The following is a 21494-nucleotide window of genomic DNA, read 5'->3' on the forward strand; positions in this document are numbered from 1 at the left end:
GGCGCACTATCCTATTTCAAAGGCTGAGACCTGCTTGGAAAGTACAAACTCGAATCTTTCTGCATGGCATCATCTGCTGCCTACTCGTCCAAATCTGCTAAGGTCGTTTTTTTTAATTCAGATGAGGAATATAGCTGTACTACAAATGCACTATCCCCACATTCCCGAAAAATGTCGCCTGTGAAGCTTTTGGCAATGGCAAAGGGAGGCACTATCCTTACGGCCAAAAGGTCCAAGCGACAAAGGAAATTTGCTTAAGAAAAACCTTCATTTAAACTTAACACTACAACTCCTTTACAAACTCCTGCATCGCTCCCGCAGGATTATCTGTTTTCATGAAATTCTCTCCGATCAAAAACGATTGATAACCAACCTGTTTTAATGCTCGAATAGTGGTTGGATCGGAGATCCCACTTTCAGAAACCTTGATAAAATGATCCGGGATCTTGTTTACCAAATCATAAGAATGACCGAGCGATACCGAAAAATCTTTTAAGTTTCTATTATTAACACCTATCGCATCTATCGTATAAAATATACTACGGTTCAATTCTTCTTCATTGTGCACTTCTAATAGCACATTCAAGCCCAACGATTTAGCGTAAGAGGAGAAATTATTGATTTCTTCAGATGTGAGACAAGCGGCTATCAACAGAACAATATCCGCACCATAGGCTTTCGCTTCCGCAATTTGATAGGGATCAATCACAAATTCTTTTCTCAACAACGGAATTGTCAGCACCTCGCGGGCAGCCGTCAGATCGGCTAAGCTCCCTTGAAAAAAATCAGGATCTGTCAATACCGAAACGGCAGATGCTCCAGCATCTTGATAGCCCTTCACCACTTCTTGAACGGAAGAGAGCGCATTGATTACTCCTTTGGAAGGAGAAGCACGTTTGTACTCTGCTATTATTCCTGTTCGATCGGCCTGTAACACCGATTCATTAAGTGAATAGCAGGTTCGACCAAACAGCGGGTGTTTTTCTAATTCCGATAAAGAAACGTTTGCTTTTGCAGCAGCAACTTCTATCTTTTTTTTAGCTACAATTTTATCTAAAATGGTCATTTTTTTTAAAAGGGGTAATTTACAGATGATATACGCTATAGTTTTAAGATCCCTCCAAAGTCGGGATGACAAATAGGAACTATTTCAGCCAGTTTGCGATTAACAACTTACCGTTATCCGTCAGAATCGATTCAGGGTGAAATTGCATCCCTTTAACATCGTATTCCCTATGCGATAACGCCATGATAATTCCATTGGAATCCAATGCAGTAATCTTAAGTGAAGGAGGCAAACCCTCTCTGTCTACAGCCCAAGAGTGGTAACGACCAATCTTAGAATCCCGGGGAAAATCCTGAAATAATTTTTCGCTGTCATCCGTCACAATAATATCGGTAGCGACCCCGTGCAATGGTTTTGGCATATTAAAAAGCGTACCTCCGAACACTTCAGCGATGGCTTGCTGACCGAGACAGATGCCCAAAATCCTCTTAGTAGACGAATACATACGAATGACATCTAACAAAAGTCCCGCCTCCTTAGGAATTCCAGGTCCTGGCGATAACAAAATCTTATCGTACGCTTCTATATCCTTTAACTCGAATTTATCGTTTCTCACGACATCATAGTCTTGATCCAATTCCTGTAGAAGATGAACTAAATTGTAAGTGAAGGAATCATAATTGTCTATGACTAATATTTTATTGCTCATGGAATTATTAATTATTTAGTAATGAAACCATTATAACGTTTCGGCTATTTTTAATGCGCTGCGTAAGGCCGCAATTTTATTATTTACTTCTTGTAATTCCTTTTCCGGATCGGAATCCAATACAATACCTGCTCCCGCTTGATAGTGCAACAGGTTACGCTTACTCAGAAAAGACCGGATCATAATCGCGTGATTGAAGTCACCATTGAATCCCATATAACCCAGTGCACCTGAATAAAAAGAACGCTGCTGACCTTCATACCGATCAATCAATGTCAGCGCCATGTGCTTAGGAGCTCCGGACAATGTGCCTGCAGGATAGGTATCGCCAACCACATCAAAGGGATTAGCTGTTTCGTTGAGTTGGCCCGAAACTTTGGAAACTAAATGGATAATATGCGAATAATATTGTGCTTCTTTATACGACTTGACCTGCACATTGGTACAATGCCTGCTTAGATCGTTGCGTGCCAAATCCACTAACATGACATGTTCAGCAGATTCTTTTGGATCATTCTTTAACTCTTCGGCTATTTTTTCATCCTGCTCCATATCACCTGTTCGTTTAAATGTACCGGCAATAGGATAAATGGTCGCTTCCGATTTTTTAATGGTCAGCTGTGCCTCCGGAGATGATCCAAATAATTTGAAGTCACCATAATCAAAATAAAACAGATAAGGTGATGGGTTGACAGATCGCAATGCACGGTACACGTTAAATTCATCTCCGTGAAATGGTGTAGTAAATCCCCTGGAAGGTACTATTTGAAAGACATCTCCACGTTGGATATGTTCTTTCATCTTCAGTACTAAATTTTTAAAATCTCCATCCGACATATTGGATGTTTCTTCTCCCTGTACTTTAAAAGAATATTCGGGGAAGTTTTTGTTCTGTATCAGATATTCCATACGCTCAAGATCCGATTCTTCATGATCCAGGAGATGCTCGAAAATATACAACTGATTCCGGAAGTGATCGATAGCAATCACATATTTGTATATATGATATTGAAGATACGGGATATCCCGTCTTTCATCCACAGGTGTTGTTAACCTGATATCTTCGAAATGTTCTATTGCATCAAACGTGAAATAACCAAAAAGCCCGTTAGATATAACATTAACATCTTCCAAAAGATTCGATTCAAAAGATTTTCTAAAATCGGACACCTCGTTTCGAAGGATAATCTTAGCGGCATCTTTTTTAATTTTTTCCTTATTAGGATAAGAGATTTCCAATGTTTCTTTTTCGAGTTTGATGCCCGCAATAGGTTGGCAGCAGATATAACTGACGTTATTATCTCTACTATGATATTCTGAACTTTCCAACAGTAGACTGTTTGAAAAAGAATCTCTCAAGCGTAAATAAATACTTACAGGTGTTGTGGTATCTGCTAGTATCTTTCTATAATTCGTTTTAAATATATAAGACATACTTCTAATAATTACTCAATAATACAAACACTTTAAGAAAAAAGCCCGACAAATTTTGTCGGGCTTAGTTTTCAAATGGTTTTGGTTGATTATGAAATTCTTTATCTATGTACCAAAAAGATTGTTCCCGATGCGATTTGCTTCAGGCCACCACCACAGTTGATATGTATTTATTATTGTCATTGCACTGCAAATTTAAAATAATTTTTAAATAAACAAACAAAAATTATAAAAAAACCAAAAAATCCTCCAATTTATTAGTCATTTTATAAAAACGCGCGTTTTCAGTGTAACACAATTCCTTTCTTCATCAGCAATTTTACGTCTATATTACATCTTGGTGAAAGAGGAAAGAGCAACAACTTGCATATAAACGGCAAGTTAGCTAATTTTGCATCATGTCTATAAAAATTGGAGAAAATATTGATTTAGGTGAATTTCCGCTCTTATTAGCTCCTATGGAGGATGTAAGTGATCCGCCATTTCGTTACGTATGCAAACAAAACGGTGTCGACATGATGTACACCGAATTTATTTCTTCAGAGGGGTTGATTAGAGATGCTGCTAAATCACGTCAAAAGCTCGATATTTTCGAATACGAGCGCCCTATAGGCATTCAGATTTTCGGATCAGACATTGAACACATGCGCCAATCTTCCGAGATATGTTCCCAAGCGAATCCAGATTTAATTGACATCAATTACGGTTGCCCGGTAAAGAACGTCGCTTGCCGTGGAGCCGGTGCCAGTTTGTTACAAGATATTGATAAAATGGTCGCCATGACGAAAGCCGTCGTGGAAGCGACTCATCTGCCTGTGACAGTGAAGACACGGCTCGGATGGGATGACAGCACCAAAAATGTGTATGAAGTAGCAGAGCGTTTACAAGACATCGGTATCAAAGCTTTATCCATTCACGGTCGTACACGCGCTCAGATGTACAAAGGGCAGGCAGACTGGTCTATGATCCGTGACGTAAAACGCAATCCCCGTATTCATATCCCTATTTTTGGAAATGGCGATATAGATTCCGTAGAAAAAGCAGCAGCTTGGCGTCAGGAATACGAAGTAGATGGGATTATGATAGGTCGCGCTTCTATCGGATATCCTTGGATTTTTAGGGAAGTAAAGCATTTTTTTAATACCGGAGAAAGACTAGAAGGACCAACTATTGCAGAACGCGTGGAGGTATGTCGTACGCATCTCGCAAAATCCATCGAATGGAAAGGTGATAAGGTCGGGATTTTTGAAATGCGCAGGCATTATGCCAACTATTTTAAAGGAATTCCGAACTTTAAAGAGTACCGCATGCAATTGGTTACCTTGCAAACGCTTAGTGAAATTCAAGAAGTATTATCGGAAATAGAAGACAGGTTTGCTGAAGAAGTGGTATAATCGTATAATACTTTTTGAGAAGGGAATAGAGGCTTTAAACTAAGTATTAATTTCCTCGTCGTAAAACCTTAAGCATATTGTTTTTCTCCTTAAAAAAGGCAATAACTAAGAAAACAGATAATAGCATGTTCCCGATCAGGATGCTCCTATTAAATACACTAAACATAAGCCACGACAAAACGACACCAGTAATCAGATAGGACAATATCTTTTTGAGATTATAAGGTATCGGATAATTTTTTTGTCCCCAGTAATAAGACAATCCTACCATTAGAATATAAGCTACCGTAGTACCGAAAACGGCACCTACATAAGAATATAAAGGAATCAGCCACACATTTAGGACTATTGTACACAGTGCACCAATACCTGAGATATATAATGCGTAACGTGTTTGATCGGACAGCTTATACCAAACAGAGAGATTCATATATATACCGAGAAGTACATAATTAAATAAAAGTATCGGTACAATAAACAAGCCTGACCAATAGACAGCCTGCTCTGCCTCAGACCCCTTGATAAAATACTTCAACCAATCGATATTTGCACAAATTCCGACCATCACGATCACCATAGCGATGACAAAATAGTCCATGATAAGTGCGTAAATCTTTCGTGCGTTCTCATTTTTTGAATACGAAAAGAAAAATGGCTCAGCACCTAGACGAAATGCCGTAATAAACAGGTTCAGAAACACTGCAATTTTTGCTACCGCTCCATATATTCCCAAATCCTGATCCCCCTCCTCGCCTATTAGGAGTTTCGGGAACAAGATCTTGTCCAGGTTCTCATTGATGATAAATGAAATATTAGCGATCAAAATCGGAAAACTATACCGCAACATATTGTTTATCAATATAGGATCTAGTTTTAATTTGAAACGCAATATTTGCGGTATCAATAATACCAACGTAATCACACTAGCGATCAAATTGGAGATAAACACATTTCCTATCCAATCATTCCGATACCATCCTGAGGCAAAGGAATCCCAGAACGGACTTGTTTCTTTCCACGAAGGCAGCCAGTACAGTAAGAATAAATTACAGAATATTAATATAAAGATATTAACAAGCTTTAGCGTACCATAGCGAACAGGTCGGCCTTCCGCGCGAAGTTTTGCAAACGGTACAACCGCCAAGGCATCTGCTGTAAGTATAATGGCAAAGAACTTAACGAATTCGACATATTGATTGACTTCTTTTCCATCATTTAGCCATCTGGCGATAGGCTCCGACATCGAAAAAACAGTCACTAGAAATAGTATTGCCGTAATGATGGTAATGATAAAGCTATTGTTAAAAACCTTATCCTTATCTTTCTCTTCTACCTTTTGCAGGTAGCGAAAGTAGGTCGTTTCCATGCCAAATGCGAGAATAGCATTGATCATCGAAGCGTAAGCATATAGGTTAGTAAATATACCATATACCGCAGCAGGAAATTTATCAACCAGAAGAGGTGTCAAAAGAAAATTAAGCATTCGGGAGATAATGGTACTCATACCATATATCATTGTATCACTCAGAAACCGCTTAACTACCGACACAGAAAGACTATTTAATTTTTTTCAGCACCTCAAAATTGGTGAAACCTCTAACAGCAGACTCTTCGTAGGCCACATGTTCTACTTCTGCCCGATCTGGCCCCTCTTGGCAAAACTCAACTAACGATTCTAACGCAAAATCATCACCTTCGGCCTCTATATACAACTTTCCGTCAGGTTGATTCATGACAAATCCTTTTACACCCAACTGGTCGGCAACGGCTTTTGTAGTCGCTCTAAAGTACACACCCTGCACTTTACCCGTAACGATGATATTCCAATGGTTCATTGAAACAAAAGTAATGAAATTTATGATTTACACGATACGCTCAACCTGCACATTTTTTGTCAGTCTGAGTTGGTTCATGTTTTTCAGTAACACCAGTCCAGGCGATTTGCCAACTTCTATCGATCCCAATCGAGATTCTAACCCCAGTGCTTTAGCACCGTTAAGTGTAGCCCAGCGTATACTTTTATTGAAATCAATATCAGGATAATGTGTATGTATCATCTTAAGTTCTTCGAGTATATCCAATGTATCATTCGATGCTAAGGAATCCGTACCGATAGTTATATCACGATTATCCTGTTCAAAAACGGGAATTTTTGGTAAGGTATTCTCAATATATAAATTCGCTTTCGGACAAAGACACAGCGCCACCTGTTTATTCATTCTATTGATAAAATCGAGATCTTTTAAAGAAGTAAACGTATTATGAACCAATATAATTTTGTTATTTGCAGGAAGATAAGGAAGATAAGATTGGAGCGAGTTTCTTGCTTGCGCCTTGAATCCCGACATGTCAATCCCCTGTTCAGCATAAAACGTTAAAAAGTCACCTGTTTTATACCGAAATAATTTATTTTCCTCGTCGCTTTCCTGATTATGTATGCTGATAATATTATCTTCTGAAATAGCTTTCTTGAAAGCTTTAAACATCATCTTGGTACACGAATAAGGAGCGTGAGGAGTAATAGATGAATGATTTGCATCAAAATGAAATTCGAGATCCCTTGCATGATCTATTTTTTCTTGCAATTGTGCATTGTTAACACCAATAATTTCTACAAAAGTGTGGTAAACAATTTTACTTTTTTCTTTTATCGAAGCAGAAATCGCAGAATTAACATGATCTCCTACTGCTTGAATACCGTTCTTAAACATCATTTCATCAGCTTTCTTCATAGCCGACACTATATCTTTTTCAGTATAGTTGCGATCACGCATTACATTAGAGAGAAAAGTTGGAAGACCGGTATGCTGTGGAATTTTTCCGAGCAAATGCGACAATTCCAAATGACAATGTGTATTCACAAATCCGGGAATTAGAACACCAGCTAACCGCTTCACTGTCACGCCATCAGGAATGGAATGACTATCATATACGCCCTCAATAACGCCCTCGTCATTAACAGCCACAACACCTTGCTTTAAAGGTGTAGAACTAACTGTTATTACAATATCAGCTGAATAATAATTAACCATTTATTTTATAGTCGTTGTCATGTATTTAATACCCTCTTCCTAAACAAGTGCCATAAAAAGAGAAATTGAACTTTACAGTAAACTTACAAAAATGATTCCAAAATTAAATTTTATTTTAGGAATAAAAAATAATACCTTTGCGCCATCGATTAGGGGTGCCTCGTTCAACGAACATGAAGTAAGGCTGAGATTATACCCAGTCTCATTTAAATGAGACGTACCTGATCTGGATAATGCCAGCGTAGGGAAGGGCGGTTAAATGAAAGCTATTGTAACCCCTTGCAATAGTATGTTTAACTCAAATTTTTTAATTTTATTATGTTTAAGCAACTTATTGCCTCTTTAGCGTTATGCCTCGTGGTATTATCAGGCTTCTCGCAAGATCGGCTGGTTATCAAAGTCATTGATGAAAATCAAAAACCATTACCCGGAACTACTGTATCGCTAAATCAAAGTAATTCCGTAACAAATGAGGCAGGGGTAGCCGAGTTCCAAGCACCTGTTATTCAAAAAAATTTCACGCTAAAAGTAAGTCATGTCGGTTACAGTACCGTAACACAGATAATTCGTCCGAACACGGCTTTACAAATCACTATCCAATTGAAAATGGCTAGTATTCAAACCGGGGAAATATTTGTCTACGGCACGAGGGCCAAAGAAAACTCCGCTACAACCTATACAAATATTAGCAAAGAAGAAATCCAAAAGAAGAATCTCGGACAAGATATTCCCTATTTATTGGATCAAACACCGGGTGTGGTCATTGGATCGGATGCCGGCGCAGGGATTGGTTATACCAATATGACCATTCGGGGTTCGGATAACCAGCGTATCAATGTTACCCTAAACGGGATTCCACTAAATGATGCGGAAAGCATGGGTTCGTTTTTCGTCAACTTACCCGATTTTGCTTCCAGTACGCAAAGTATCCAAGTACAGCGAGGAATCGGCACCTCTACCAATGGTGCTGGTGCCTTTGGCGCTTCCCTAAATATACAGACTGATATTCTAGAATCAGAACCTTATGCTGAGCTCAACAATTCTTTTGGTTCTTATAATTCATGGAAAAACACCTTAAAAGTAGGTTCGGGTCTGTTACACAATAAATATGCCTTTAATGCCAGATTATCCCGAATTGCATCGGATGGTTATATTGAGCGTGCATCCTCAGATCTAAAATCTTTCTATGTAGACGGAGGGCTATATACCGACAAACATATCTTGAAAGCCACCCTTTTCTCCGGAAAAGAAAAAACTTACCAAGCCTGGTATGGCACCCCTGAACCTTTAATAAAGGGAGATCGCGCTTTATTAAGCGATTATGCTGGAGCGCTGGAAATATACGGCGGGACAGAATTGGACCGCTTACTGAATGCGGATAGAAGATACAATTACTACACGTACGACAATCAGACAGATAATTACACGCAAACACACACACATCTTCATTATACCAATATCATAAATGATAAACTAAGTATCAATTCTGCATTACACTATACAAGAGGCGCCGGCTATTACGAAGAATACAGAGCTGGAGATAAACTCGCAAAATACAATATGTCTCCGGTCACAATCGGATCAGAAACTATCGAAGCAACAGATCTTATCCGCAGAAGATGGCTGGATAATCATTTTTACGGATTGACCTATGGTTTGAATTATAATCCTTCCAACAATCTTAAATTCACCTTAGGAGGAGCCTACAATCAATACCGTGGGGATCATTATGGTCAAGTGATCTGGGCAAGATTTGCTTCAACAAGCGAGTTGGGTGACAAATATTATTTTAACGATGCACAAAAAAATGATTTCAACATCTATGCAAAAACAGATTACAGCATCGGAAACTGGCTTATAAACCTCGACATACAATACCGTAACCTATATTACCGCATTGATGGTGATGATGACAAGATCAAGAATTTGGACTTTGAAGACAGGTTGAATTTTCTAAACCCAAAAGTTGGATTTACTTATTTTGTGAATCCACAATCGAATTTTTATGCTTCTTATGCTTACGCCAATAAAGAGCCTGTACGAAAAGATTATGTAGAGAATCCGTTGAATGAATTTCCAAAGCCTGAAAAAATGCAGGATATCGAAGCAGGTTATCGATTTAAGAATGAAAGCTTCAACATGGGTGCTAACGTATACGGTATGTTTTATAAAGACCAGCTTATTAATACAGGAGCACTGAACGATGTTGGAGGCACGATCAGGCAAAATGTAGACGACAGCTACCGTATCGGTGTTGAATTCGATGGTGCATGGACAATTAGTCCGCAGTTTGTATGGAGGGCAACGGCTGCAGTGAGCGACAACAAGATTAAAAACTTTGTGGAGTACAATTCGGTATATGACGGTTGGGATTTCGTAGAACTAAAAGCTGTCACCTACGACAAGACGAATATTAGTATGTCACCGTCAACTGTATTAAGCAATGATTTAACATATAGCCCTATTAAACCATTGTCCTTTAGCTTTATCAGTAAATACGTTTCAAGAATGTATCTGGATAATACCTCCGCAAAAGAGCGAAGTATTGACCCTTCTTTTGTAAACCATGTAAGAGCGGTTTACAGTTTTTCAACGTGGGGAATAGAACGTATTGATTTAAATTTAAGCGTAAATAATATATTCAACGCGAAATATCAAACAAATGGATATACGTGGGGATCTATGGATACAGCAGGTAACCGATCCTATTACAATTTCTACTACCCACAAGCCGAAACGAATTTTATGTTGGGATTGAATATTAGATTTTAAGAGTTAGATTTTTATTTTTTCTGAAGCAGAAATCAGGCTCGTAAATTTGCGGATCTGATTTCTGCTTTTTACTTTTACCCTCATGCGTGCAGTTATCCAAAGAGTTACTAAAGCCTCGTGTACGGTTGATCAGATCATTACAGGCCAGATCGAGCAGGGGCTATTGGTTTTGTTAGGTATCGAAGAAGACGATACTTCAACTGACATCATCTGGTTAGGTCAGAAATTGACTAATTTACGTATCTTCTCGGATGAGAATGGATTAATGAACAAATCTGTTCAAGATGTAGAAGGTAATATTTTATTGATATCACAATTCACACTATTCGCACAAACGAAAAAAGGGAACAGACCTTCATTTATCCGTGCAGCAAAACCGGAGAAAGCAGAACCACTGTACACAGAAATGGCCCAATATTTAACTACATATTTAGGAAAAGAAATACAACTTGGAATATTTGGCGGCGATATGAAAATCGACCTGCTTAACGATGGCCCCGTAACAATCATCATGAACACAAAGGATAAAGATAACTATTAATCCCCCCCTGCCCCCAAAGAGGGAGTAGTGTAAGGCACATCTCATTTGCGGGCAAGGGGGTACATTACTCAATATTAGAAAAATGACGATCAAAGAAGCACAAGAAGTTGTCGATAAGTGGATTACATCTACAGGCGTCCGCTACTTTAATGAACTCACCAACACAGCTATGTTGATGGAAGAAGTAGGCGAAGTAGCACGCATCATGGCAAGACAATATGGAGAACAGTCCTTTAAAAAATCCGACAAAGAGGTTAATCTTGGGGATGAGATGGCAGACGTCTTGTTCGTATTAATTTGTCTTGCAAATCAGACAGGAATAGACCTGACAGACGCTTTAGAAAAAAATCTGGAAAAAAAATCTGTTCGCGATGCGGATAGGCATAAAAACAATGAGAAATTGAAATAACTTACTCTATTTCAATTTCCGCAAACACAGGAAGATGATCGGAAGCGTATTCTTCCTGTATTACCTGATATTTTATCCACTTAAATTTGCTGTGCTTCCCAACAAATATATAGTCAATCTCATTTCTAGGCTGAATATTTGGAGAAGTGGGTGCATTTGTAATCGTGTTGCGAACAAAGTACTTCTCCAATAACTGAATAGGCTCCTCGTCGGGTTCCGCATTCATATCTCCTACTAAAATAAACGGTCTTGTATACCGATCGCCCAGTTCATTGATAAACTTCACTTGCGCGACCCTATTTTCTTTTTTCAGATCAAGATGTGTGTTAGCAAAAGAAACCACCCTTCCATCGGGTAGTTCGACATCAACGACTGCCAGAGAGCGATTCTCACTCTTTATCGGCATGGGTAGATCATACTTACGTTTTCCTATGATCTTATGTTTTGTGAGTATCAGCGTTCCGTATTCTCCCGCCTCCAAATCTATTCCTTTGGAAAAGTAATAATTGGATTTTGTCAGTTCTGCCAGTTTTGCTGCTTGATCGATCCGCTCCGATCGCGACACATTAATATCTACTTCCTGAATACCAATGAGATCGGCATCTGCTTCATTAATTACCTTTGCTATTGCCTCTAAATCTATCCCAGCAGGCTTACTTGGCGGATTCCCATGATGTATATTATAGGTAAGAATTCTTAACACCTGTGCAAATGAGGGACAATTTAAACCGAGAAATATAATTAAAAGTAATATACGCATAAATAAAAATACACAACTTTTTTCTATTTCCGTTATTTTTTTAGCCTAAAAAACTATCATCTATTTTCTTCGTTGTCTTGGCACCCAAAGTTTTTAGATTCTCCACTTTACGGATGACATTTCCCGAACCCGAGGAAAGCTTTTTCATCGCGTCAGCATGCTTTTCAGTGGCTTTGTGCAGGTACGCTTCGAGTTGTTGCATATCGGTTAGGAATCCAACAAACTTATCGTACAGTGCTCCTGCTTCGCGCGCAATTTCAAGCACATTTCGGGTTTGTCTTTCTTGTTTCCACATACTTGCGATTGTGCGCAGAGTAGCCAATAACGTAGAAGGACTAACAATCACCACCCTCCTGTCCCAAGCATCTGAAAACAATTCGGGTTTACTCGTCACTGCGGTGCTCAGCGCCGATTCGATGGGCATAAAAAGCAAAACAAAATCCGGCGAATGAATGCCGTAAATCTCCTGATAGTTCTTTACAGAAAGATCCCTAACATGATTTTCAATCGAATAAATATGCTGCTTCAAATAGATCAGTTTCTCCTCATCAGTTTCCGCATTTACCCATCGTTCGTAGGCTATCAAAGAAATTTTGGAATCTACCACCAAGTGCTTGCTATCCGGTAGGTCGATAATAGCATCGGGCTGCAACCTTTTACCTTGCTCGTCGGTAAAAGACGCCTGTAGTCTATATTCCTGATCTTTAGTTAATCCGGATCTTTCGAGTACACGCTCTAAAATAACTTCTCCCCAATTCCCCTGCTTCTTATTGTCGCCACGTAAGGCTCTCGTTAGATTATTAGCTTCGTTTTTTATTTCATTGCTCTGTAACATTAATTGTTCCACCACGCCTTTCAAAACATTTCGTTCTGCAGCCTCGTGATTGTATGTTTTCTCTACCCGTTCCTCAAAACTTTTAATCTTTTCTTTTAATGGATCCAGCAACAAGGCTAAATGCTGCTGATTGAGTTCCGTAAATTTCAAGGTTTTTTCTTCCAAAATCTTGTTGGCCAAGACCTGAAACTCTACATTAAACTGCTGCTTAATCGTTGTTATCTCTTCCTTTTGCTCTTGAAATTTTTCTTGTTGCGCTTGCAGGTAGGCATTCGTACCTTCTAATGTACGCTCCAACGCTTGTCGCTCTTGTCTTTCTTTTTCCAGCGCCTGCAACATTGCTGTATTTTCCCGGGAAAGCAATTCTTCTCGCTGCTGCATCTTGGCCAATACAATTTCAACAGCCTGCTTTTCCTCAATCAATGTTGCATGCTTTTCCCGTGAAACATGTTTCCCACTTCGCCAAAGGAGATAAGCACAAAGCGTCCCTAAAGCAAATAGGACAATAAAATATAAAATCTCCATAGTTACATCGAAATTATTGCAACTTTTGATGAGTTCTCCACCATAAATCAGGCATCTCCCCCGACACAGCGATTTGATAGTCCTCGTACCGGCACGGGACCAGATAAAAACGTTCGTTCACGGATTTCGACCCAAAATAAGGCACCTGCATCCACCACCGGTCCGACTTCTTGCTCTTTACAAACACCAGTTCGTGCTCTTCATTTTCTAACGTTGTACGGTAAATAATATAGGCTGATTTCGGAATCAAAGGTGCATCATTCTTTCTATTGTAATACCCATCTATAAAACACCAGATCATCTGAGACACCAACATAGCTGTTTGCTCCATCGGATCAAACGTTGGATTGAATTCATAGAAACCAACGGAACTACATTTATCCGACATTCCTGCATACCGAGCCAGCTGACACGCCTCATCACCAAATAATCCATTTGGAACCGCATTCGCGTTTCCAGGTGCTTCTGAAGCACGAATTGCACCAATATCAAAACTCACCAGATCAGCTGCACGAATAATTGGCTCAGCTTGATCTAACTTACCGGAGATCATACCGACACGTTGTGCGTTAAAATACAACTTATCATACATATTAATAGATTCCTTACTAACTAGATACGTCTGATAGGCTACATTATTCAGATTGAATAAATAATCTGGCTGGTGGAGAATGATATGGTTCAGATACGTCTGCGAATTTAACGGTGTATTTTCAGCATGTTCCTGATCCAAATCAAATTTAGCATCAACGACAGCTACCTCAACACGCTGTTCTAGTTCCTCGTAGCCTCTGTATTGTGCATAAGTGAGATCCTGTCCCCCGCCAATGATTATTGGCAAAATACCCAATTTTATTAACTCTTCGACGACTAATTTTAAAGCTGTATATGTATCATTTATGGCCAAACCCGCTTTGATATTTCCAAGATCAACTATCTTCATGTTATAATCACCTTGATACAGGCTATAAAGATGCTTGCGGACGGCATCCGGAGCCTTGGCCGTTCCTTTATTATCAATAGCCGATCGGTCTTCTTCTACTCCTAGAATAGCTAATTGCGGGCGCTCTTCCTCCGATTCTAGATCGGGAAAGGAAGATTCATATTTTTGAATAATTTTTCCAAATTGCGAGTTATAGTATTCCTTGCCGGATAAAACATCTGAAAGGGATATGGGAGAAAAAAAATCTGCTAATGATATCATGTTAATACGATTTTGTCCAGCCTGACTGAACTTTTATAAGTAAGTATTTCCCAAATATGCGTTTATTACCTTACGCATTTATATTCCATGCGATTATAATTGCAAATAAATGCAAATTTATCTAAGTTTGAAAAGGATAAGTTTTCAACATTAAGTTAGCAAGTGATATTAGTAACTGGGGGTACAGGTTTTTTAGGATCTACGTTAATTAAGCAATTAATTAATGATGGAAGAGCGATCGTAGCAATAAAACGAGCTAACTCAATTATTCCGGAAGATTTTCGGGCTTCTGCTCTAATCCAGTGGATTGACGCAGATTTGACAGATTATTTTGCCTTAGAAGATCTGTTTGTGAATATTAAACAGGTGTACCACTGTGCAGCAAAGATTTCGTATCAGAAAAACGATGCCCCAGAAATGCTCCATGCTAATATTGAGGGCACACGACACATCGTTAATCTATGCCTACAGCATCGTGCCCGACTTGTCCATGTAAGTTCGATTGCAGCATTAGGAACCAATAAAAAAGGTCTTCCTGTGAATGAAACCGACAAATGGGAAAGAGATCCACATATTTCGAATTACGCTGTCTCAAAGTATGAAAGTGAGCTAGAGGTATGGAGAGGGATTACCGAAGGATTGGATGCCGTCATTGTTAATCCATCCGTAATAATGGGAATAGGATCTGGAAAAATAAGTTCCAATATCATCTTCAACTTAGTAAATAACGGAATCAAAATTTATCCACCTGGTTCAGTAGGTATAGTAGATGTGCAAGATGTCGCGAACATCATGATACAGTTGATGAATACATCCGAAATTACGGGTGAGCGGTTTATTCTAAATAGCGAAAATATTTCAAATCGTCATCTTTTACAACGTATAGCGAAGCTTTTAGGAAAGAAAGAGCCTTCAATTGAAGCGAAACCTTTTATGCTCGATATCGCATGGCGGGTTGCAAAATTAATAGCTATTATAAAGAATACCCGACCTGCGTTAACACAGGAATCTACTCGTGCTTCAGCAGCAAAACTGGCTTACTCAAATGAGAAAATAAGAAATTCTATAGGCTATACGTTTAAACCCTTAGATCAAACACTTCAAGAAATCACCGAAACACACTATAAAACAACAACCTAAACAATCAGATGAAAAACTATTATATCATCGATTTTGACAGTACATTTACGCAAGTAGAAGCATTGGACGAATTAGCACGTATTTCTCTTGATGGTCATCCTGACCAAGAGAAAATATATAATGAGATTGAACATTACACCAATTTAGCAATGGAAGGTAAGATTTCATTTCGTGAAAGCCTTGCAGGCCGTGTCTCACTTTTACAGGCAAATAAAACACATCTAAATAAACTCATCACCCACTTAAAGAAACGCGTTTCTAAATCTTTCGACAGAAACCGTGAATTTTTCAAACAAAATGCCGATACAGCATGGATCGTTTCTGGGGGATTTAAGGAATTTATTACTCCGGTAGTTTCTCCATACGGTATAAAAAAAGAAAACATCTACGCCAATACATTCAAGTTTGATGAGGAAGGTAATATCATCGGCTATGATGAAACAAATCCCTTATCTGATGAAGGAGGAAAAGTAAAACTGTTGAAAGAATTAAAAATCGAGGGTACGATATATGGTATTGGAGATGGCTACTCAGATTTTCAGCTCAAAGAATCCGGCTTAATAGAAAAATTCTTCGCCTATACAGAAAACATCTCTCGCCAAAGTGTCACCGATAAAGCGGATCACGTCACGCCAAGCTTCGATGAGTTTCTGTACGTCAATGACCTACCGAGAGCAATATCCTATCCAAAAAACAGAATTTTATGCCTTATCGTGGGGCAAGTACCCGAAATATCTGCCCATATTCTAAAACGCGATGGTCTATCCATTCGCGTGAAGGAGACATTAGAAGAAAAATATGTCAAAGATGTGGGATTGCTATTATTGGGCCCTGATGTTGCAATTTCGGATGACCAACTATCTCGTGCAGATAAGCTGAAAACCATTGGATTTTTGGGAGATATTAAAGGCCATGTCAACAAAAACATCTGCAGTGAAAAAGGTATAGTAGTTTTTGACGACAAAAAGAATAAAATTCGCAACGCAGAATACATTCCCAGACGTATGGCAGAATTTATTAACAATGGAGATACAGATCAAAGCCGTAATTTTCCAAATCTGATCTTACCCAAGAAAATCAAAGGACACCGATTGTTGCATATCCACAAAAACGTGCCCGGTATTATGGCACAGTTAAATAACGTATACGCAGAAAATAATATCAATATTATTTCACAATTTTTGATGACACGTGGTGATATTGGTTATGCTGTTACAGATATTGAGGCCGACTATAATAGAGGTTTATTGAAGCAACTGAAGCAAATTGACCAAACTATAAAATTTAGAATTTTATATAAATAATTTAACGATAATGATCTGTCAATGACAGCTCGTTATCGTTAAAAAAAATTATAGGTTTTATCTGGAGTCACACAATATTTTAATGGCAAGTCCCACTCTTCCGTATCTTCAATTTGCTCCACTAAATCGAAATAACTTAACCCGATAGACCGAACATCATCTCTACATTTTGCTAAGAAACGATCGTAAAATCCTTTTCCGTAGCCAATCCTATTTCCTTTTTCATCTACCACTAATAAAGGAACTATTACACTATCGACCAATTCTTCATTGACAATCTCCCCCCCCACAGGTTCTAAAAGCCCCCATTTATTTTGCGCAAAGGATGTATGTTCATCCCAGAGATAATTAACCATTGACCCGTCAGTCAGATCTGATTTAGACAACACCAACTTTATATGAGGATACTGGCTCCGAATCCAATGAATAAATCTTGATGTATCTGGCTCGTTATATTTAGGCAATGACAAAAAGACATGTAGATAACTACAGCTGCTCCAGTCTAATCTAATAAGTTGATAAAAAAGTTTGCTATCTAGCTGTTTGCGATGCCCCTCGTCTAATAAAAGACGTTTTTCTCTATATATTTTACGAAGTTCCCTTTTTGTCATCATACCATATCGAACTAAAAAACTTTCATGATCTCCAGAACATTTCATCCTTCCATCATCCCAATTCTGTAGGCCTGTCTACCGACAGATAGAGATCTAAAACACAAAGTGCTCTGCGAAGCAAAAACAACAATGATAACCATGCTGTTAGATCCTTCGACAAGCTTCAGGATGACAAGATGATAAAATTATGCTTGACCTCCTATTTTACTTGATCAAAAAAACAGACAGTCAGTAAAAACAGTGAACACTTTCAGAAAAAACGGCCTTGAAGCTGGGCGCTATCAAGACCGAATAATCAACCTAAACCTAAATTCTTATTATTTTACACGTTCGATATAATCACCTGTACGTGTATCTACTTTTACTTTATCACCTTGATTGATAAAAAGAGGGACTTTAATATCTACACCTGTCTCCACGGTAGCATTTTTCAATGCATTTGTAGATGTATCTCCTTTTACAGCAGGCTCTGTATATGTAATTTCTAATTCTACACTTGTAGGAGCTTGCGCCATGATGGGCTCATCACTTTCAAAAGCCACTATCACGTTCATACCTTCTTTCAAGAATCGTGCCGAACTACCAAAGAGTGCTTTAGGTACATTAAATTGCTCGTAGGTATCGTTATCCATGATAACAAAAAAATCAGCGTCATCATACAAATATTGATAATCATTGGTTTCCACACGTGCAATCTCCACTTCCTCATCTGTTCTGAAACGATATTCTACTAATTTTCCAGTTTTTACATTACGCATTCTCGCTTGATAAAAAGCACGCAAGTTGCCTGGAGTACGGTGGATAAACTCCTCAACAGAGACTAATTCACCATTAAAACGAAGAATGTTTCCTGATTTAACGTCTGAAGCTTTTGCCATTTTAATTTAGTTTTTTTTGTATTAAGTGACAAACTTAGACAAAATTGCTTTTTTTCACAAGTAATAGTGTTCTTTAATTACTTATAATCTACAATCGAAATAAATTCATCACAAAAATGATATTCCTTTGTTTGATTGGATCCAATAATAAGCAGCCTATCAGTCGACATTGTCTTTTCAAGTAGTTCAACGTACCAACTTTCGCCCTGTACATCCATATTACTCATAGGCTCATCCAATAATACGATATCAGAATCTGAACAGCAAGCTAGTGCCAATTTGACGCGTTGTTTCATTCCGGAAGAAAAATGCCGAATTTCCTTATCAACCGCTTTTTCCATCATTAAAAGAGAAATGATAGACTCTTTAGTAAATCCCTTATAATAAGATTTAAATTTAAAGTGGAAATCCAATAACTCATTGAGCGTAAATTCTTCTATCAATTCGACGTAAGGGGCAGCAATAGTAAGGTGGGGATATATATATTCCACATCAATATCCTTCCCATCTTTCTCAAAAGCAATCTTACCTTCGCTGGATGTAAGATTGCCTGACAAAACTTTGATGAGGGTCGATTTCCCAGTACCATTAGGCCCGAGAATCGCGTATTTTTTTAAGGAAGAGAAGGTATAATCAATATGTCTAAAGATCCATTCTTGGTTATATCTCCTGCCAATATCAAGTAAAGTTATATTCAATAATCACTAAATTAAATTAAACACCGGTTTTACCTTGATTAAAACCCTTCACGACCCCGCGGTTAGAATTACGCACAAAAGTTAAGATTTCATCACGTATCTCTGTAGCCTTAAACTCAGCTTCCACCAAATCCAATGCCTTAGAAAGGTTTCTATTCTGAACAAAAAGTACGCGATAAATATTTTGTATTTCCGTAATCTGCTCTGGAGTATATCCTCTTCGACGTAATCCCACTGAATTTATTCCTGCATAGGCAATAGGTTCTCTAGCAGCCTTGATATAGGGAGGTACATCTTTACGAACCAATGTACCACCAGTTACAAAGGCGTGAGAACCGATTTTACAAAACTGATGTACAGCAACCAATCCGGCCAAGACTACATAATCGCCTACCGTAATATGTCCGGCTAACGTACTTGAGTTCGAGAAAATACAATTATCACCAATGATACAATCATGTGCAATATGGCTATATGCTTGAATCAAGCAGTTTTTACCAACAACTGTCTTATAGCGGTCTTTAGTACCCCTATTGATCGTAACACACTCACGAATAGTTGTATTGTCGCCTATCTCGGCAGTAGTCATCTCCCCTTCAAATTTCAGATCCTGAGGTTCGCCCGAAATTACAGCTCCGGGAAAAATTTTACAATTCTTCCCAATTCGCGCTCCATTCATAATCGTCACGTTAGACCCTATCCAGGTTCCTTCGCCGATCACTACATCCTTATGAATGGTACTAAAAGGCTCAATGACTACATTCGCAGCTATTTTAGCATCCGGATGTATGTATGACAACGGTTGTATCATTATTTTAATTTATTTAACTTTAACTATTTGAGCCATCAATTCGGCCTCACTTACTATTTTATCTCCGACCATACCCACTCCTTTCATCCGTGCGATACCCCTACGAATAGGCTCTAAAAGCTCACAGCTAAAGATAATGGTATCTCCGGGGTGGACCTGGTTCTTAAAACGCGCATTTTCGATTTTCAAGAATAAAGTCAACCAATTTTCCGGATCGGGAACTGTATTAAGCACTAATATGCCTCCAGTCTGTGCCATTGCCTCAATTTGAAGAACCCCAGGAAAAACAGGAGCTCCAGGAAAATGCCCCATAAACAAATCTTCGTTCATCGTCACATTTTTCAAACCTACTACATGTGTTTCAGATAATTCAAGAATCTTATCTACCATCAAAAATGGTTGACGGTGGGGTAAAATATTCATAATCTGCACGGTATCATATACCGGTGCAACATTCGGATCATAAGCTTTTATATTCTTACGGCCTTTATCTTTTTTTATTTGGGCTTTGATACGCTTAGCAAAAGCCACGTTCGCAGCATGTCCAGGCCTTGCCGCCATGATATGGCCTTTTAGCGGTCGTCCCACCAATGCCAAATCGCCTATCATATCAAGCAATTTATGTCTTGCTGGCTCATTTTGATAACGCAATTGGATATTGTCCAAGATACCCTCGTCTGCTACAGTTACCTCTTTGTTGAAAAGAGATTTCAGCTTTGATAACTCTTCATCACTGACCTCTTTGTCTACTATAACGATAGCATTGGACAAATCGCCACCTTTAATCAAATTTTTATTAACTAAAGCTTCCAGTTCATGTAAAAAACAAAAAGTACGTGAAGAAGAAATCTCTTTAGTAAACTCATTGATCGTACTTACAGACGCATGTTGACTCCCCAATACAGATGAATTAAAGTCTATCATACAGGTAAGGCGATAGCCATCCAAAGGCATCGCTACGATTTCGACTTTTCTATCCGGTTCCCCATAGTGGATATTTTCTTTTATCTCGTAAAAATCACGATCAGCATCTTGGTCAACGAAACCTGTCTCGTTTAGTTTTTTAACAAAAATAGCAGAACTTCCGTCTAATATCGGTACTTCCGGGCCATCAATATCAATCAGAATATTATCCAATTGAAGGCCAATCAATGCTGCCATTAAGTGTTCAATAGTACTTACAGAGGCTCCATTCTGTGAAATAGTCGTGCCCCGAGAAGTATCTGAAACATTATCGGCATCGACAGCAACAACAGGCTGATTTTCTAAATCTACTCTCCTGAATTTAAACCAATGATTTTCAGGAGCAGGTGTCAGTGTCATTGTTACATATTTCCCCGTATGTAGACCAACACCTGATATGGTAATATTAGATTTAATCGTCCGTTGCTTCACATTCATATCCATCATTTTATTGCAATATTTGGT

The 21494-nt window shown here is 38.5% G+C and carries 21 protein-coding genes; 7 read left to right on the plus strand and 14 right to left on the minus strand.

The window, feature by feature from the left end; all coding sequences use genetic code 11:
• Positions 1–63 precede the first annotated feature (63 nt).
• Positions 64–258 carry a hypothetical protein gene (locus E4F24_RS06335; RefSeq protein WP_140937825.1) on the plus strand — a complete coding sequence of 65 codons (195 nt, stop codon included), beginning with the start codon at positions 64–66 and terminating at the stop codon, positions 256–258.
• A gap of 25 nt (positions 259–283) precedes the next feature.
• Here E4F24_RS06335 and trpC read toward each other — a convergent pair whose 3' ends face one another.
• The 3 genes from trpC to E4F24_RS06350 form a co-directional block, all read right to left on the minus strand.
• Positions 284–1066, minus strand: coding sequence for an indole-3-glycerol phosphate synthase TrpC (gene trpC, locus E4F24_RS06340; RefSeq protein ID WP_140937826.1), 783 nt, complete (start codon positions 1064–1066; stop codon positions 284–286).
• A 79-nt stretch (positions 1067–1145) separates the two neighbouring features.
• Complete coding sequence (locus E4F24_RS06345) at positions 1146–1715, minus strand: anthranilate synthase component II (protein ID WP_140937827.1); 570 nt, start codon at positions 1713–1715, stop codon at positions 1146–1148.
• A gap of 30 nt (positions 1716–1745) precedes the next feature.
• Positions 1746–3149 carry an anthranilate synthase component I family protein gene (locus tag E4F24_RS06350; protein WP_140937829.1) on the minus strand — a complete coding sequence of 468 codons (1404 nt, stop codon included), beginning with the start codon at positions 3147–3149 and terminating at the stop codon, positions 1746–1748.
• Positions 3150–3547: 398 nt separating this feature from the next.
• Between E4F24_RS06350 and dusB the strand changes: the two genes are divergently transcribed.
• On the plus strand, positions 3548–4543 hold the full coding sequence (gene dusB / locus E4F24_RS06355; RefSeq protein ID WP_140937830.1) for a tRNA dihydrouridine synthase DusB: 996 nt from the start codon (positions 3548–3550) through the stop codon (positions 4541–4543).
• Positions 4544–4589: 46 nt separating this feature from the next.
• On the opposite strand, the gene E4F24_RS06360 is transcribed toward dusB, so the two are convergent.
• Genes E4F24_RS06360 through E4F24_RS06370 form a run of 3 tightly spaced genes read right to left on the minus strand, consistent with a single transcriptional unit; the run spans position 4590 to position 7575 of the window.
• Positions 4590–6059 carry an oligosaccharide flippase family protein gene (locus E4F24_RS06360; protein WP_140938114.1) on the minus strand — a complete coding sequence of 490 codons (1470 nt, stop codon included), beginning with the start codon at positions 6057–6059 and terminating at the stop codon, positions 4590–4592.
• 40 nt (positions 6060–6099) lie between these two features.
• Positions 6100–6378: an acylphosphatase gene (locus E4F24_RS06365; RefSeq protein WP_140937832.1), complete on the minus strand. Its 279-nt coding sequence runs from the start codon at positions 6376–6378 to the stop codon at positions 6100–6102.
• A 27-nt stretch (positions 6379–6405) separates the two neighbouring features.
• Positions 6406–7575: an amidohydrolase family protein gene (locus E4F24_RS06370; protein ID WP_140937834.1), complete on the minus strand. Its 1170-nt coding sequence runs from the start codon at positions 7573–7575 to the stop codon at positions 6406–6408.
• A gap of 318 nt (positions 7576–7893) precedes the next feature.
• On the opposite strand from E4F24_RS06370, the gene E4F24_RS06375 reads away from it, so the two are divergent.
• The 3 genes from E4F24_RS06375 (at position 7894) to E4F24_RS06385 (ending at position 11297) form a co-directional block, all read left to right on the plus strand.
• Positions 7894–10347 carry a TonB-dependent receptor gene (locus E4F24_RS06375; protein ID WP_140937836.1) on the plus strand — a complete coding sequence of 818 codons (2454 nt, stop codon included), beginning with the start codon at positions 7894–7896 and terminating at the stop codon, positions 10345–10347.
• An 82-nt stretch (positions 10348–10429) separates the two neighbouring features.
• Positions 10430–10888 carry a D-aminoacyl-tRNA deacylase gene (dtd, locus tag E4F24_RS06380; RefSeq protein WP_140937838.1) on the plus strand — a complete coding sequence of 153 codons (459 nt, stop codon included), beginning with the start codon at positions 10430–10432 and terminating at the stop codon, positions 10886–10888.
• Between the two features lie 82 nt (positions 10889–10970).
• The gene (locus tag E4F24_RS06385; protein ID WP_140937840.1) at positions 10971–11297 is read left to right on the plus strand and encodes a nucleotide pyrophosphohydrolase; all 327 of its coding nucleotides are present in this window, start codon (positions 10971–10973) and stop codon (positions 11295–11297) included.
• 1 nt (position 11298) lies between these two features.
• Here the strand turns inward: E4F24_RS06385 and E4F24_RS06390 are convergent, their stop codons facing one another.
• From E4F24_RS06390 to E4F24_RS06400, 3 genes are read right to left on the minus strand one after another with little or no spacing between them, the layout of a single operon-like run.
• Positions 11299–12057, minus strand: coding sequence for an endonuclease/exonuclease/phosphatase family protein (locus E4F24_RS06390; RefSeq protein ID WP_140937842.1), 759 nt, complete (start codon positions 12055–12057; stop codon positions 11299–11301).
• 40 nt (positions 12058–12097) lie between these two features.
• The gene (rmuC, locus tag E4F24_RS06395) at positions 12098–13417 is read right to left on the minus strand and encodes a DNA recombination protein RmuC (protein WP_140937844.1); all 1320 of its coding nucleotides are present in this window, start codon (positions 13415–13417) and stop codon (positions 12098–12100) included.
• Between the two features lie 13 nt (positions 13418–13430).
• Positions 13431–14618 carry a formimidoylglutamase gene (locus E4F24_RS06400; RefSeq protein ID WP_140938115.1) on the minus strand — a complete coding sequence of 396 codons (1188 nt, stop codon included), beginning with the start codon at positions 14616–14618 and terminating at the stop codon, positions 13431–13433.
• Positions 14619–14783: 165 nt separating this feature from the next.
• Between E4F24_RS06400 and E4F24_RS06405 the strand changes: the two genes are divergently transcribed.
• The gene (locus E4F24_RS06405; protein WP_140937846.1) at positions 14784–15761 is read left to right on the plus strand and encodes an NAD-dependent epimerase/dehydratase family protein; all 978 of its coding nucleotides are present in this window, start codon (positions 14784–14786) and stop codon (positions 15759–15761) included.
• An 8-nt stretch (positions 15762–15769) separates the two neighbouring features.
• Complete coding sequence (locus E4F24_RS06410) at positions 15770–17065, plus strand: HAD-IB family phosphatase (RefSeq protein ID WP_140937848.1); 1296 nt, start codon at positions 15770–15772, stop codon at positions 17063–17065.
• 38 nt (positions 17066–17103) lie between these two features.
• Here the strand turns inward: E4F24_RS06410 and E4F24_RS06415 are convergent, their stop codons facing one another.
• The 5 genes from E4F24_RS06415 to E4F24_RS06435 all read right to left on the minus strand — a co-directional run bounded on the left by E4F24_RS06415 (position 17104) and on the right by E4F24_RS06435 (position 21467).
• Entirely contained in the window at positions 17104–17679 is a 576-nt protein-coding gene (locus E4F24_RS06415; RefSeq protein ID WP_181182391.1) for a 5-formyltetrahydrofolate cyclo-ligase, read from the minus strand.
• A 317-nt stretch (positions 17680–17996) separates the two neighbouring features.
• On the minus strand, positions 17997–18557 hold the full coding sequence (efp, locus tag E4F24_RS06420; protein WP_140937852.1) for an elongation factor P: 561 nt from the start codon (positions 18555–18557) through the stop codon (positions 17997–17999).
• A gap of 77 nt (positions 18558–18634) precedes the next feature.
• The gene (locus E4F24_RS06425) at positions 18635–19255 is read right to left on the minus strand and encodes an ABC transporter ATP-binding protein (protein WP_140937853.1); all 621 of its coding nucleotides are present in this window, start codon (positions 19253–19255) and stop codon (positions 18635–18637) included.
• 16 nt (positions 19256–19271) lie between these two features.
• On the minus strand, positions 19272–20066 hold the full coding sequence (lpxA, locus tag E4F24_RS06430) for an acyl-ACP--UDP-N-acetylglucosamine O-acyltransferase (RefSeq protein ID WP_140937855.1): 795 nt from the start codon (positions 20064–20066) through the stop codon (positions 19272–19274).
• Between the two features lie 9 nt (positions 20067–20075).
• A complete protein-coding gene (locus E4F24_RS06435; protein ID WP_181182410.1) occupies positions 20076–21467 on the minus strand; it encodes a bifunctional UDP-3-O-[3-hydroxymyristoyl] N-acetylglucosamine deacetylase/3-hydroxyacyl-ACP dehydratase in 1392 nt (463 codons plus the stop codon).
• Positions 21468–21494 lie beyond the last annotated feature (27 nt).

Origin of the sequence: Sphingobacterium lumbrici, from assembly GCF_006476045.1 — a bacterium.
Taxonomy (GTDB): Bacteria; Bacteroidota; Bacteroidia; order Sphingobacteriales; family Sphingobacteriaceae; genus Sphingobacterium; species Sphingobacterium lumbrici.